Source organism: Serratia sp. CY71090, assembly GCF_052166845.1.
GTDB classification, from domain to species: domain Bacteria; phylum Pseudomonadota; class Gammaproteobacteria; order Enterobacterales; family Enterobacteriaceae; genus Serratia; species Serratia nematodiphila.
Genome location: NZ_JBJNOA010000006.1, coordinates 308,259 through 322,387, shown reverse-complemented (window position 1 = coordinate 322,387; position 14,129 = coordinate 308,259). Strand labels below are relative to the sequence as shown.

Below are 14,129 nucleotides of genomic sequence, written 5' to 3'. Positions count from 1 at the left end.
TTAACGTAATTTTTGGCGCCAGGCGTTAAGCACGTCTGTGCGGGTAATCAGGCCGAGGAAGCGCTCGCCGTCGAGCACCACCGCGACGTGGCCATGGTTGAAGGTGGCCTGTAATTCCTCGTAGCCGGCTTCCTTTTGCAGCGTATGAACCTGTTTGGTCATCGCGCTGCCGGCCGTCAGGCTGAAGTGGGCGGCGTCGGCCTGGACGGCGTTCAGCAGATCCCACTCATCGATCAGACCGACCACCCGATCGCCTTCCAGCACCGGTAGCTGCGAGATGTCGTACAGCCGCATGCGGGCGTGCACGATCGCCAACGTGTCGTCCGGCGCGGCGGAAACGGCGGCGCCCTCGTCGTGGCGGTAGGCGATCAGATCGCGCAGATCGCCGTGCTGTGGCTTGCTCAGCAGGCCCTGCTCCAGCATCCAGTGGTCGTTATACATTTTAGACAGGTATTTGTTGCCGCTGTCGCAGACGAAGGTCACTACCCGCTTGGGTTCGGTTTGCGCGCGGCAGTAACGCAGGGCGGCGGCCAGCAGGGTGCCGGTGGAGGAGCCCGCCAGCACGCCTTCCTTGCGCAGCAGATCGCGCGCGGTGGTGAAGGCTTCTTCATCGCCGATGCGGTAAGCGTGGCGTACCGGGTCAAAGTCGCTGAGCGGCGGGACGAAGTCTTCGCCGATGCCTTCCACCAGCCAACTGCCCGCTTCGCCGATTTGGCCGTGGTCGAGATAGTCCGCCAGGATAGAGCCGGCAGGGTCGGCCAGCACGAATTCCGTCTGCGGCGAAACCTCGGCGAAATAGCGGCTCAGCCCGCCCAGCGTGCCGCCGGAACCGACGCCGACCACGATGGCGTCCACGTCATGCTCCATCTGCCGCCACAGTTCGGGCGCCGTGGTGGTGGTATGAGCCGCCGGGTTGGCCGGATTATTGAACTGGTCGATATAAAAAGCGCCAGGGATCTCTTCCGCCAGGCGTTTGGCGTAATCCTGGTAGTAAGCCGGATGCCCTTTGCCGACGTCCGAACGGGTCAGCAGCACTTCCACCCCCAGCGCGCGCAGGTGGAAGATCTTCTCGCGGCTCATCTTGTCCGGCACCACCAGCAGCAGCTTATAGCCTTTCAGCGCCGCCACCAGCGCCAACCCCAGGCCGGTATTGCCGGCGGTGGCTTCGATGATGGTGCCGCCCGGCTGCAGTTTGCCGTCGCGCTCGGCCTGTTCGATCATCGACAGCGCCACGCGGTCTTTGATCGAACCGCCGGGATTTTGGTTCTCCAGCTTGACGAACAGCCGGCATGGGCCGGTATCAAACTGGGTCAGTTCCAGCATCGGGGTATTGCCAATCATCTCGATGACGGAATGGGGGATCGCCATGACTCATCTCCAGGATTATTCGGTATAAAAGTCTTTGTGCGGATGATAGCGCTGAGGATAAGCGCTTTAAAAAGAACAAATAGCGGTTCTATATGCCATTATGGAATATATTAATCTTTTTTGGACGTATGGATGCGCAGATGTTTAGCGGTGCAGATGCTTGGCCGTGTAGCCGTGGGTAGATGCGAAAATGCGCGTCGTGATGCTTTTTTGAACGATAAGTGCGTACCTGCGTACAGTTATGTAAAAATGCTGAAAATTCACGCTAAACCCTGCAAAAATAAGATAAATCACATAAACTCACAGCAAGGGCATTTTCGGTGCGTTGCGTTACCCACTACGGGCGCCGCAGGGGGTTGCGGCCGGCACGCGCGCACCGGGCCACTCTCGCTGGTTGGCTTAAAACGTGAACATGTTTGAAAGTTAACGCTATTTCAATGGTTTTGAATGGACACTCTGGCGACGTCATGATGAAAAAAAACTTATCCACTTCCCTGAAAAAACTGACCTTCAGCGTAGGCATCCTGTTGCTGGCCGCCCCGGCCGTGCACGCGGCCGAGCCGCCGGCGCCGCCGCAGGTAGACGCCAAGGCCTTCATTCTGATGGATTACAACAGCGGTAAGGTGCTGACCGAAGGCAATGCCGATACGCGTCTCGATCCCGCCAGCCTGACCAAGATCATGTCCAGCTACGTGATCGGCCAGGCGATCAAGGCCGGCAAGATCAAGCCGGAAGACATGGTCACCGTCGGCAAAGACGCCTGGGCGCCCGGTAACCCGGCGCTGCGCGGCTCTTCGCTGATGTTCATCAAGCCGGGCGATCAGGTGCCGGTGCTGGAACTGAATAAGGGCATCGTGATCCAGTCCGGCAACGACGCCAGCATCGCGCTGGCGGACTACGTGGCGGGCAGCCAGGATTCGTTCGTCGGCCTGATGAACAACTACGCCAAATCCCTCGGCCTGCAGAATACCCACTTCCTGACGGTGCACGGTCTGGATGCGGAAGGGCAGTACAGCACCGCGCGCGACATGGCGCTGTTGAGCCAGGCGTTGATCCGCGACGTGCCGGACGAATACGCGCTGCATAAAGAGAAAGAGTTCACCTTTAACAAAATCCGCCAGATTAACCGCAACCGTCTGCTGTGGAGCAGCAACCTGAACGTCGACGGCATCAAGACCGGTTACACCAGCGGCGCCGGCCACAACCTGGTGGCGTCCGCCACCGACGGCCCGATGCGTCTGATCTCGGTGGTTTTAGGCGCGCCGAGCGATCGCGTGCGCTTTAGCGAAAGCGAAAAGCTGCTGACCTGGGGCTTCCGCTTCTATGAAACCGCGACGCCGATCAAGGCCGATAAGCCGTTCGTCACCCAGAAAGTGTGGTTCGGCGATGTCAGCGAAGTGCCGCTCGGCGTGGCGAAAGACGCCTCGGTCACCATTCCGAAAGGGCAGATGAAAAACCTGAAGGCCAGCTACAAGCTGACCCAACCGACGCTGGAAGCGCCGCTGGCGAAAAACCAGGTGGTCGGCACCATCGATTTCCAGCTGGACGGCAAAACCATCGAGCAGCACCCGCTGGTGGCGATGCAAGAGGTGAAAGAGGGCAACTTCTTCAGCCGCATCTGGGATATGGTGGTGATGAAGCTGAGCCAGTGGTTCGGCGGGATCTTCGGCTGAATAGCCTGATATGAGGAGCGCCCCGGGCGCACCATCCTCGACCAAGCCGCAACGGAGACGTTGCGGCTTTTTTTATTTTCAGTATCCGGCCGAAGCGGCGCTTTAAAAATAGTCCACCAGCATGGTGGCGCCGCTGGAGAAGTCGCCTTCCGCCAGGGTGACGGCGCTGTTTTTCACCGGCACTGCATCAAGCGTCGGCGGATTGGCGTAGTCGATGTTCAGCGGCGTATTGATGGCGAAGGCCTTACCGTTGGCCAACAGCTTGATGCCCAATCCAGTGACGCTACTGGTCAACACGCTGTTGTCAAAGGCCGCCGCGCTGCCCATGATCTTCATTTTCAACTGGCGGCTGTTATCCAGAAACTCGCATTTGATGCTGTAATCGATGCGTTGCATATAGCGGCTGCCGTCGATGCGTTTGATGCCGACCTTGCCGAAGTCGATATCGATGGTGCGCCCGTCGTTGATCACGCAAGGCGGAGGCGCCACCACGGTGGCGGTGATGTTGACTTTGGTGCCCTGATCGGCGGCCTGAGCGGCCGAGCTAATCAATTCCAGCGCCAACAGCAGGGCGCAGCCCGTTTTTATCGTCATGTTCATTCTGGCTCCCGTCTCAAGGTGCGCTGAAGATCAGCGTGGCCGAGCCCGACAGCGGACCGGTGGCGATGCTGGTGTAAGGGACATTGTTCTTCACCGGCACAAAGGTGACGGTGTCGTTGCCCAGACCGTTGACGATGCGCGTTCTGAAGGCATTGTTGGGCTTTACCACCGCGCCGTTGTGCACCATGGCCACGCCGACGTTGGGGTTGGTGGTCTTGATAAAATCGCTGGAGAAGCCACTGGCGTCGCTGACCATCCGGATCAGAATATCCTGCGTCGCACTCTGATCGTCGCACTGGTAGCTGAGCGCTTTGTCCTGTTTGATCTGGGCGTCGTTGGCGCTCTGGGTCAGGAAGTCCTGGCGGATCTGACCAAAATCGACATTAATTTGCTGGCCGTTGTTGATGGTGCAACTGGTGGTGACGAAGTAGGCGTCGTTGTCGGCGATCAGGCGCCAGCGATAAACGCCGCACTGTGGGCAGCCCGGTTGATCGTTGGTCTGAATAAAGTTGATTTGGCCGATGACGTCACCCTTATTCACCTTGATGTCCGGCGTTGGGAAACGGTTCAACACGATATAGACCCGGATGGCGACAGACTGGGTCTGCAAGCCGGTGAGGCTGAGTACGCTGATGCCGGCAGGCACCGGGGAGTTGTAGTCGCTGCCGTTGATGGTCGTGCCGCTGCCGATCGAGCCAAAAATCGCACCGTTCATCGACAGTGCCGGGCTATCGGTTTTGAGATAGTCGTACCAGCTCGCGACGTCGTTTTTACAGGTGACCTGGCTGACGTTGACGATTTCGTTTTTGCCATAAGAAAGCTGCGGTCCGATGCGAACCCGGACGTCAACCGGCGTGGCCGATCCCCCTGGGGGAATAAGTCCGCCATCGGACGTGCGGCAAGTAAATGCGTTGGCGTTGCCAAACAGCAGGAAGAAAGAGAGTGCCAGGCAGCAACGTAAAAATAGCAGGGCTGTTTTTCTCACGATAATATCCCGATATATATAAATGGTGTGCGGCGTTACTCCGCAATGAAATATTGCCAATCAGGCCGGCTGGCCATATTTATTCCGTTAAAGGAGAGTGAGATGCATCTTTGTTGGGTATGCCGTTGTTATCGCCACCGTCCAGCAACGCGGTGGGATACCACCTCAACGAGTTGTTGATGGAGCCGTCCGTCACAATCACTTCTTGTCGGGCGACAAGATCCAATAACAGCCGTCGAGCTCGGTAAACACCGACGTTGACGGCATTGGCCAGTTGCCGTGTCGAGAGCCACTGCTGCTGTGGCGGCGGCCCGGCGACGGGACATTGACGGGGCGATTGCGCGAATAATGTTTGCAGCAGATCGTGCTGCAATTGCCGTATTTCCTTTTGTTTCGGAGATAACGCTTCCATAGCACTTCCTCTGTATTCCGATTGCCGTATTCCTAAGAAAAAACAAACATTCGCCGTCTACCAACAACGAGGTAAAACGCGAACAAAGAAAATTCCTATCTATTTATCAGGATTGAAAAAAAAGGCGTTGCCCGCCCCGTTTTTACCTATGTTCAGGCAGGGGTGGCGTCACGCAGAAACCTAAAATTTTGGTTTATTATATTCACAAAGAGCCACTTTGCGATCTGATTACTTGTGAATCTCGCAAAAACAGGATATTGCTCTATAAAAGTATTTTTTACGATCTATGAGCCTAAAAATAACAGTAAATTAACTTTAATTAGGAAATAAATTGCGAATGTTCGCCTTGATCAAAAAAAGCCTTTTTTTGCTGAGAGGCATTTGCCAGAATATTCATCGCCGGACAAGAAGGGCGGATTAGAAAGTATTGGCCCCTGCTCGTTGTGGTTTCGTTTATTTTTATAGGACGAATTCATTAATGGGTGGGCCGCTGCAGACTTACCGTTATCGACTTTTTATTGTCGGTGCCTTTGGGTTTTGGCAGTTAACCAACTAGCAAGATGCTAAAGAATCAGGGCTGCGCACATATAAGCGCGAGCAGGTTTCCTGTTGCTCTTTTTCTTGATTGGAATATGCATTTTTTCTTATAAGGAATATAGGTTCTATGAAACTTAACAAAATCATGATGGCTGCAGTGATTGCATTTGGCGCAAGTTCTTTTGCACAGGCAGCCGATCAGGGACACGGTAAGGTCACTTTCACGGGCTCTATTATTGATGCGCCATGCTCTATTGCGCCTGAGTCGATCGATCAGACCGTAGATCTGGGCCAGGTGTCCAACGTGGCGTTGAAAAACGGCGGCAAATCCAACCCGCGTCCGTTTGAAATCAAGCTGGAGCAGTGCGACATCACCACCCTGAAAACCGTTAAAACCACCTTCAGCGGCGTAGCATCGTCTACCGATAAGGATCTGCTGGGCATCGCGGGCACCGCCAGCGGCGCCGGCGTAGCCATCTCTTACAACGGCCAGCCGATCAAATTGGGTGAAGCGACTACCGCGCAGACCCTGAACACCGGCAACAACACCCTGCATTTCGCCGCCTACCTGCAGGGCGAAGGCGCTTCCGCCGCCATCGTTCCGGGCGACTTCACCGCCGTAGCCGATTTCACCCTGGCTTATCAGTAAGTGAGTCCGAAGGCTTAATCAACCAGGCATGGGGCTCGCCGAATGCCTGGTGAATCTCCCTGTCAAAGGAATGTCGCGATGTTTTTACCAAGGAATCGAGCGGGTGCCGTTCTTTTGGCGTCGTTGGCGTTTGCGCCCGGCTATGCAACTTCCGCCGCGCAGGGGTGGGGCAAGGTCAGTATGCACGGCGCCATTATCGACACCGCCTGCGCCATTGCCGCCGGCAGCCGCGATCAGACGATCGATATGGACACTCTTCCTCTCGGGCAGATCATTCGTGACGGCCAGGGGATGACCAAACCTTTCAGTATTGAATTGGTCAACTGCATTTTGGAACGGCCGGAAAACAAACCTGATTGGAAATTCTTTCAGGTCACGTTTGATGGTTATGCGGAAGGCGCTCTGTTTGGCGTACAGGGCGAGGCGCGCGGCGTCGCATTGAAGATAAAAGACAGCAACGGCACGCCGGTTATTCCAGGGAAACCCTTACCGATGGAAGGAATAATACCGGGAAATAGAGTGCTGAATTATTCCATGACGTTGATGCCGAATCATCAGCCGTTGAAGGCGGGAGCGTATTTTTCCACAGTGCGTTTTAAGCTGGATTATTTTTGATTTTTTCTCGTACTGACGGTTAATTCGTTATTGAAAGGACTTTTATTATGCTTTCACCGGCAGGGAAGTTATTTCGTCTTCAAGCTTTGGGGCTCTGTGTTGCCCTTTCTCTGGGAAATCCGATCGCGTTGGTCTATGCCGCCGACGTTATTCAATTCAATACTGACGTATTAGACATCAACGATCGTAAAAATATCGATCTGAGCCAATTTACGCGCAGCGGCTACATCATGCCGGGCGTTTATACCATGGTGGTGCACGTCAATAAGAACGACCTGCCGGAACAGCCGGTAACGTTTTTGGCGCCTGAGAACGATCCTAAAGGCAGTGAAGCCTGTCTTTCACCGGCATTGGTCAACCAACTGGGGCTGAAAGAAAAGCTGTTAAGCACGCTGAACTGGACACACGGCGGCCGCTGCCTTGACGCCTCCAGTCTGGCGGGGATGGAAGCGCGCGGCGATCTCGCCAGTTCCGCGCTGTATCTCAACATCCCACAGGCCTATCTGGAGTACAGCTCGGAAAACTGGGATCCGCCTTCGCGCTGGGATGACGGTATTCCCGGGCTGCTGTTTGACTATAACGTCAACGCCCAAACGCAAAAGCACCAGAAAGGCGGCAGCAGCTACAGCCTGAGCGGCAACGGCACCGGCGGCGCCAACCTGGGCGCCTGGCGCCTGCGCGCCGACTGGCAGGCCAACCTCAACCACCAGACCGGATCTTCTCAGCCGACTGACAAACAGTTCGACTGGAGCCGCTATTACGCCTATCGGGCGATCCCGGCGCTGCGTTCGCGGCTGACGATGGGGGAGGATTACCTGAACTCCGACATTTTCGACAGCCTGCGCTTTACCGGCGTCAGTCTGCGATCCGACGACAGCATGTTGCCGCCCAACCTGCGCGGCTATGCGCCGGAAGTGACCGGCGTGGCGAAAACCAACGCCAAGGTGGTGGTCAGCCAGCAAGGGCGCGTGCTGTATGAAACGCAAGTGGCGGCGGGGCCGTTCCGCATTCAGGACATCAACGACGCCGTTTCCGGCGAGCTGGACGTGCGCGTCGAAGAGCAGGACGGCAGCGTGCAGGAGTTCAAGATGAACACCGCCAACATTCCTTACCTGACGCGCCCGGGCACGGTGCGTTACAAGCTGGCGACGGGCAAACCGTCGGAGTGGGGGCATCACCTGCGCGGGCCGATGTTCGGCACCGGCGAGTTCTCCTGGGGCATCAGCAACGGCTGGTCGCTGTACGGCGGTGGCATCGCCGGCGGCGATTACAACGCGCTGTCGCTGGGGATCGGGCGCGATCTGATGGCGCTGGGGGCGCTGTCGTTCGACGCCACGCAGTCGCGCGCGCGTTTGCCGCAGGAGGGCACGCTTACCGGCGGTTCGTATCGGTTGAGCTATTCGAAGAACTTCGATGAATACGACAGCCAGGTCACCTTCGCCGGTTACCGCTTCTCCCAGGAGGACTTCATGAGCATGGGGGACTACCTCGATGCGCGTTACGAAGGGGGACGCAGCGGCAAGAGCAAGGAGATGTACACCATCACCTTCAACAAACAGTTCCGCGATCTGGGGCTCAGCACCTATCTCAACTACAGCCACCAAACCTATTGGGATCGGGCGCCGAACGATCGTTACAACCTGATGGTATCGCGCTACTTCGATATCGGCGATTTCAAGAACGTCAGCGTATCGCTGTCGGCCTATCGCAACCGTTACAACGAGCGCAACGACGACGGGATGTACCTGTCGCTGTCGCTGCCCTGGGGCAGCGCCGGGACGCTCAGTTACAACATGACGCTCGATCGCGAAGAGAACGCCCATCGGGTCGGTTACTACAACCGGGTCGATGAACACAACAACTATCAGATCAGCGCGGGCGCCGCACGCAGTGGGGCGACCGCCAGCGGGTATTACAGCCATCAGGGCGATATGGCGCAGATCAACGCCAACGCCAGCTACCAGGCCGGCCGCTACAGCGCCGTCGGCATTGGCGCGCAGGGCGGCCTGACGATGGCGGCGGAAGGGACGGTGCTGCATCGCGTCAATACGCCGGGCGGCACGCGCTTGCTGCTCGATACCGAAGGCGTCGCCGGCGTGCCGGTGCGTGGCTACGGCAGTACGGTGCTGACCAACCGTTACGGCAAGGCGGTGGTGGCGGATGTGAACAGCTACTACCGCAACAAGGCCAGCATCGATCTCAATAGCCTGAGCGACAACGTCGAGGCGACGCGTTCCGTGGTGCAGGCCACGTTGACCGAGGGGGCCATCGGCTACCGCAAGTTTGAGGTGATAGCCGGCGAGAAGGCGATGGCGATCGTCAAACTGGCGGACGGCAGCGAGCCGCCGTTCGGCGCCACGGTGCTGAATGCCCGCAAACAGGAGACCGGCATCATCAATGACGGCGGCAGCGTTTACCTGTCCGGCCTCAACCCCGGCGAGCGCATGCGCGTGCATTGGAACGGCGCGGCGCAGTGTGAAATCCAGTTGCCGGCGCCGCTGCCGGCCGAAATGCTGATGAACACGCTGCTGCTGCCTTGCCGTCCTCTGGCCGGCAACAAGCCGGCGGCTGACGCCAACTGACTTACACCCGGCGGAGTGCGCTCCGCCGCTAAACCGCCGGGGCGGGATTGCCCGCCTTCGGCCGACTGGAACCGTGAAGACATGATGAATCTGACTATGACCAGAAAGACCGTTTCCCTTGTGGGCCCGCTCGCCGCCGCATTGACGCTCGGCGCGGTCGGCCTGCCCGCTCATGCGGCTATCGCGCTGGATCGCACGCGCGTGATTTTCGACGGCGACCTGAAAACGGTCAGTCTCAACATCAGTAACCAGAACAAACAGTTGCCGTATTTGGCGCAGGGATGGATCGAAGACGATCGCGGCAACAAGATCCAAAGCCCCTTCACCGTGCTGCCGCCGGTGCAGCGGGTGGAGCCGGGCAAACCGAGCCAGGTGAAGATCCAGTCGCTGCCGGCGGCGCGTCAGCTGCCGCAGGACCGGGAGACGCTGTATTACTTCAACCTGCGGGAAATACCGCCGCGCAGCAATAAGCCGAACACGCTGCAGATAGCGTTGCAGACCCGCATCAAAATGTTTTATCGCCCGGCGGCGCTCGCCCCGAAGAAGAACGCGGCGCCGTGGCAGGAGCAGCTGACGCTGACCCGGCAGGGTGACAAATATGTGGTGAACAACCCGACCCCTTATTACGTGACGATCGTTGAGGCGAGTGCCAGCAAGGGCGGCAAAGGGGCGGCCGGCTTTGAACCGTTGATGGTGGCGCCGAAGGCCAGCGCCCCGCTGAACGTTTCCGCCGCGAGCCTCGGCAACGCACCGTCGCTGGCGTACATCAACGATTACGGCGGGCGGCCGCAGTTGAACTTCCGCTGCGCCGGCAGTGCCTGCCAGGTCGTGCCGGTCGCCAAATGACGAGCCGAGCGCAAGCAGGGAAGACCGAGTCATGAACACAGCGGAGTGAACGAATCATGCAACGAAAGATCCCCATGCTGTTGGGAAAGGCCTATGAACGTCATCAGCGACACACTATCGGCCTGACGGTGTTGGCCGCGCTGATGGTGCCGCTGACGGCGGGCACGATGCTGATGCTGATGCCGCCGGCCCGCGCGGTGGACAACTGGGACGTGGAGGGGGCGAACGGCACGCTCCACGTCTACGGCGCGTTAACGGAAAGCGCCTGCAGCCTGGAAATGACCACCGCCCGCCAGGAGGTATGGCTGGGCGAGACGGGAACGGCGCACTTCCAGCGCCCGGGCGATCGCGGCACGCCGGTCGCCTTCGAGCTGACGCTGAAAGACTGCCTGCGGGCGCCGGCGAGCAACCGCGACGCCTGGACCGGTGTGCTGGCCTGGAGCGGCAGCCAGCCTGCGGTGTCCGTGGCGTTTGCCGCGCCGACGGATGACGACGCGCCGGGGTTGGTCAGGGTTGCCGGCGTCACCGGGTTGGGGTTGCAGCTGGCGGATGCCAGCGGCCTGCCTGTGCGCCTCGGCGCGCGTAACAAACCGGTATTGCTGACGCCGGGACAAAACACCCTGACGTATACGGTGACGCCGGTGCGCACCCCGGCGACGCTGAGCGCCGGCGCTTACCGTGCGGCGATCGATTTCCGGCTTTACTACGACTAATACGCCGCTTGCGCCCGGTCGGCGCAAGCACAACCAAAGGGAGTGGCGTCATGCGCGCGACAGAGACGAACCGGCGCCGGAGCGCGCTGTTGGGGGCTGGCATGGTCATGGCGGCCGGCATAATGGCGCAGTCGGCGACTGCGGCGGAAAACATGCGCTTTCACGGCACGCTGGTGGCCGAGCCGTGCGTCATTCAGCCAGGGGATGAGGACATTCCGCTGGATTTCGGCACCATCGTCGACAAATACCTGTATCTGAACACCCGCTCCCACAGTCAAACCTTCGCATTGCACCTGACCGAGTGCGATCTCAGCCTGGGCAATACGGTGGCTATCACGTTTACCGGCACCGAAAACGCCAAACTGCCCGGCCTGTTGGCATTGGATGCCGGCAGCCTGGCGTCGGGGATCGGCATCGGGCTGGAAGACAGCAGCGGCAAGGCGCTGCCGCTCAATCGCGCCAGCGATAAATTCCGCCTGAGTGCCGGCAACACCACGCTTACGCTGCAGGCCTATGTGCAAGGGGAACCGGAGGCTATCCAGACGAAGTCCATCGGCCGCGGCACCTTCAGCGCGGTGGCCACTTTTACGTTGGAATACGAATAAGCGTCTACAAGGACAAGAAACGCAATGATGAGAAAGCACGTCAATCACGCCCTGCGCATGGGGCTGCTGTGCCTGTTGGCGTTGAGCGCCGCCGCTTGCCAAAGCCAAAAGTCGGGCAAGCCCGCCGTGAACACTAAAAATCAGGTTGTGCAACCTCCGTCAGAAGAGGCTTTGCGCAAGCAGCGTGAGGCCGAACAGCTGCAGCAGTGCCAGCAGCAACTGGGCGCATTGCGTGCGATCGACGAGAAACAGTATCAGCGCTATCAGCAGGCCTTCGACAGCCTTATGAGCGGCGCCTCGCAGTACGCCAGCCTGCGCGCCAGGGTAAACGGTGACACGCAGGAGACGGTGGATGCGCTGTATCGCTACAAGGTCAACTATCTGTGCGCCGGGGTGAATCAGGCGGTGTTGACCGGCTTGGCGGATCGTGGGGAGCAGATTAAATGAGGCTGCGCCTGCTGGGCTGCGTCGCTCTGCTGTTCTCCGGCGTCGCGCTGGCGGACGACGGCGTGCCGGCGCTGCTGCAGTTTGCCGAGCAGTATCAACGGCAAAACATCGTGCCGACGAACGAAAAAGCGGCGCCAGTCGAACGCGAGTCGGGGCAAAAAAAGCGTGAACCCGCGAAGCGCCCGTCGGACAACAATAAGCCAGCCTCACCGGCCAAAGCTTTTACGCTGACCCAGGAATTATTGGCGCGTGACCAACAGCTGGCGCGCCAGCGAATGGAACTGACGATGTTGCGCCAGGAACTCGCCGCGTTGCGGGCGGAGAAAGCGACGCCATCCGTCGCGACGTTGCCCGATTCGTCAACGCTGCAAAAGTGGATCGCCGGGTTGGGCACCGCCTGGCGCGGCTCGCCCGACGCGCAGCGCGCCGAGGCGCTGCTGCGTCAGGCGACGCAGGAAACCGCCCAAAGCAGAGCGACGGCGGCGCAGGCCGAACGGCGCGTCACCGAACTGGAATCTGCCGCGCAGGCATCGGCACAGACGCTTGCACAACGCCAACGCGAGCACCAGGAGGCGTTGAACGCTCTGCGCGCCGCGTTGGAAGAAAGCGAGCAGAAGCGGGCCGGTGAGCAGAAGGCGACTCAGCAGGCGCGCGAAGACCTGCTGGCGTTGCGTAAGCGGCTGCAATGGGAGATGACGCCGGAGCAGTTGAAGGATGATCGCAAGCGTCTGTCCTATGCGGCGGGCAGTGCGCTGGGGCGGGACATTCAGGGGGTAGTGGCGGAGCGTCAAAGTTGGGGCGTGCCGGTGGATCGCGACAGCCTGTTGGCGGGCGTCATCGATAGCGTCTCGGGGCGTTTGCGGTTGCCGCCGGATGAACTGAATGCGCTGACGGCGCAAGCGGATGCCGCCGCCGTGGCCGCGCGTGAGAAACGCGTTAACGAACAGCGGCGGCGTGATGAAGATTACCTGACGCAGTTCAGTCAACAAAAGGACGTAAAGCAATCGGCGATGGGCTTCTGGTATCGGGTTGATTACGCCGGGGAGGGCGCGCTGGCGCCAACGACGGTGGTTGATGTGGTCGTGAAGGAGAAATTGACCGACGGTACGGTGATCCAGGATATGGAACTGAGCGGCAAGGTGCTGTCGCAACCGTTGTCCGAGTATCCGCCGCTGTTTCGGGAGGCGATAAGCCACCTGCACAACCACGGATCGCTGACGATGGTCGTGCCGCCAGCGCTGGCCTACGGCGAAACCGGCTATCCGCCGAAAGTGCCACCCAACGCCACCATGATTTATGAATTACGCATCGACAACAGCCAGGCGCCGGCAAAGGGTGCCCAGGCGGTTAAACGGGAAGCCGGAACGGCGGGGAGGCAGGGATGAACACGATGATAAAAATCGCGCTATTTGATGAAAACCGTTACTTCAGCGCCGGTTGGCAGGAGGCCCTGGCGCTGCACTTCAGCACTTATGGCAAGCGCACGCTGTTACTGGATGCGCAGCAGGTTCACGAAGCCGATTTGGTGTTCTGCTATTTTCCTCCCGGCGTGCAAAGCTGTTTTTGTCACTTCTTTGAGGCGCAGACCGCAGGGCGCAAAACGCTGTATTTCTCGTTGCGAATGCCGGAGGGGCGGCATAAACGCACCGTCGGCACCCGCTGCTCGCTGGAGGCCGGCGTCATTTACCACGATACGCCGCTGGTATCGGCATTGTATCAGGTGAGCGCCGAACTGGAGCGGCGCAGCAAATGGCCGAACCGGCCGGGTTGTGGCAGGAACTGCATATGCCAGCACCGTGGCCTGACGCTGCGCGAACAGGAGATCATGCGCTGTATGACGCGCGAGATGGGGGTGACGCAAATCGCCCGAATGCTGGACATCAGCGTGAAAACCGTCAGCAACCACAAGATGAGCGTGATGCGCAAAATGGGATTCCGGCGTAATGCCGAACTTTACGGTTGGCTGCGGCACAGCGCTCGTCCCGGGGCAGTGGGGCCTCGCGCGGGCATTCAGGTGGGCGTTGCGGCAGGAAAGGATCGCTATTGAAACGGCGCCGGCCAAGTCAGACCGGCCGGCGCCTTTAGTGCCTCGCCGTG

The 14,129-nt window shown here is 59.2% G+C and carries 14 protein-coding genes; 10 read left to right on the top strand and 4 right to left on the bottom strand.

The features are described from left to right. The gene (locus ACJ8OK_RS13950; protein WP_442530644.1) at positions 1 to 1,368 is read right to left on the bottom strand and encodes a pyridoxal-phosphate dependent enzyme; all 1,368 of its coding nucleotides are present in this window, start codon (positions 1,366 to 1,368) and stop codon (positions 1 to 3) included. Positions 1,369 to 1,835: 467 nt separating this feature from the next. Between ACJ8OK_RS13950 and ACJ8OK_RS13945 the strand changes: the two genes are divergently transcribed. Next, positions 1,836 to 3,041 carry a serine hydrolase gene (locus ACJ8OK_RS13945; protein WP_442530643.1) on the top strand — a complete coding sequence of 402 codons (1,206 nt, stop codon included), beginning with the start codon at positions 1,836 to 1,838 and terminating at the stop codon, positions 3,039 to 3,041. Positions 3,042 to 3,143: 102 nt separating this feature from the next. Here ACJ8OK_RS13945 and ACJ8OK_RS13940 read toward each other — a convergent pair whose 3' ends face one another. The 3 genes from ACJ8OK_RS13940 to ACJ8OK_RS13930 form a co-directional block, all read right to left on the bottom strand. Further along, on the bottom strand, positions 3,144 to 3,635 hold the full coding sequence (locus ACJ8OK_RS13940) for a fimbrial protein (RefSeq protein ID WP_226772988.1): 492 nt from the start codon (positions 3,633 to 3,635) through the stop codon (positions 3,144 to 3,146). A 19-nt stretch (positions 3,636 to 3,654) separates the two neighbouring features. Then, a complete protein-coding gene (locus ACJ8OK_RS13935; protein ID WP_033633691.1) occupies positions 3,655 to 4,473 on the bottom strand; it encodes a fimbrial protein in 819 nt (272 codons plus the stop codon). A 232-nt stretch (positions 4,474 to 4,705) separates the two neighbouring features. Continuing rightward, positions 4,706 to 5,038 (bottom strand): hypothetical protein, encoded by a 333-nt coding sequence (locus ACJ8OK_RS13930; RefSeq protein ID WP_025302211.1) that lies wholly within the window; start codon positions 5,036 to 5,038, stop codon positions 4,706 to 4,708. Positions 5,039 to 5,702: 664 nt separating this feature from the next. On the opposite strand from ACJ8OK_RS13930, the gene ACJ8OK_RS13925 reads away from it, so the two are divergent. The 9 genes from ACJ8OK_RS13925 (at position 5,703) to ACJ8OK_RS13885 (ending at position 14,079) form a co-directional block, all read left to right on the top strand. Continuing rightward, complete coding sequence (locus ACJ8OK_RS13925; protein ID WP_025302212.1) at positions 5,703 to 6,224, top strand: fimbrial protein; 522 nt, start codon at positions 5,703 to 5,705, stop codon at positions 6,222 to 6,224. 78 nt (positions 6,225 to 6,302) lie between these two features. Beyond that, complete coding sequence (locus tag ACJ8OK_RS13920) at positions 6,303 to 6,839, top strand: fimbrial protein (protein WP_033642500.1); 537 nt, start codon at positions 6,303 to 6,305, stop codon at positions 6,837 to 6,839. Between the two features lie 47 nt (positions 6,840 to 6,886). Further along, entirely contained in the window at positions 6,887 to 9,421 is a 2,535-nt protein-coding gene (locus tag ACJ8OK_RS13915; protein ID WP_442530642.1) for an outer membrane usher protein, read from the top strand. Between the two features lie 81 nt (positions 9,422 to 9,502). Continuing rightward, positions 9,503 to 10,267 carry a fimbria/pilus periplasmic chaperone gene (locus ACJ8OK_RS13910; RefSeq protein ID WP_050501267.1) on the top strand — a complete coding sequence of 255 codons (765 nt, stop codon included), beginning with the start codon at positions 9,503 to 9,505 and terminating at the stop codon, positions 10,265 to 10,267. Positions 10,268 to 10,341: 74 nt separating this feature from the next. Further along, positions 10,342 to 10,980, top strand: a complete 639-nt coding sequence (locus ACJ8OK_RS13905; protein WP_033633483.1) for a fimbrial protein — start codon at positions 10,342 to 10,344, stop codon at positions 10,978 to 10,980. 50 nt (positions 10,981 to 11,030) lie between these two features. Next, a complete protein-coding gene (locus ACJ8OK_RS13900) occupies positions 11,031 to 11,585 on the top strand; it encodes a fimbrial protein (protein ID WP_004938719.1) in 555 nt (184 codons plus the stop codon). Between the two features lie 24 nt (positions 11,586 to 11,609). Beyond that, a complete protein-coding gene (locus tag ACJ8OK_RS13895) occupies positions 11,610 to 12,032 on the top strand; it encodes a hypothetical protein (protein WP_033633481.1) in 423 nt (140 codons plus the stop codon). Then, complete coding sequence (locus ACJ8OK_RS13890; RefSeq protein WP_135637984.1) at positions 12,029 to 13,417, top strand: FKBP-type peptidyl-prolyl cis-trans isomerase N-terminal domain-containing protein; 1,389 nt, start codon at positions 12,029 to 12,031, stop codon at positions 13,415 to 13,417. The genes ACJ8OK_RS13895 and ACJ8OK_RS13890 overlap by 4 nt, the downstream gene beginning before the upstream one ends. After that, positions 13,414 to 14,079, top strand: coding sequence for a response regulator transcription factor (locus ACJ8OK_RS13885; protein ID WP_048322667.1), 666 nt, complete (start codon positions 13,414 to 13,416; stop codon positions 14,077 to 14,079). Before ACJ8OK_RS13890 ends, ACJ8OK_RS13885 begins: the two co-directional genes overlap by 4 nt. Positions 14,080 to 14,129: the final 50 nt, after the last annotated feature.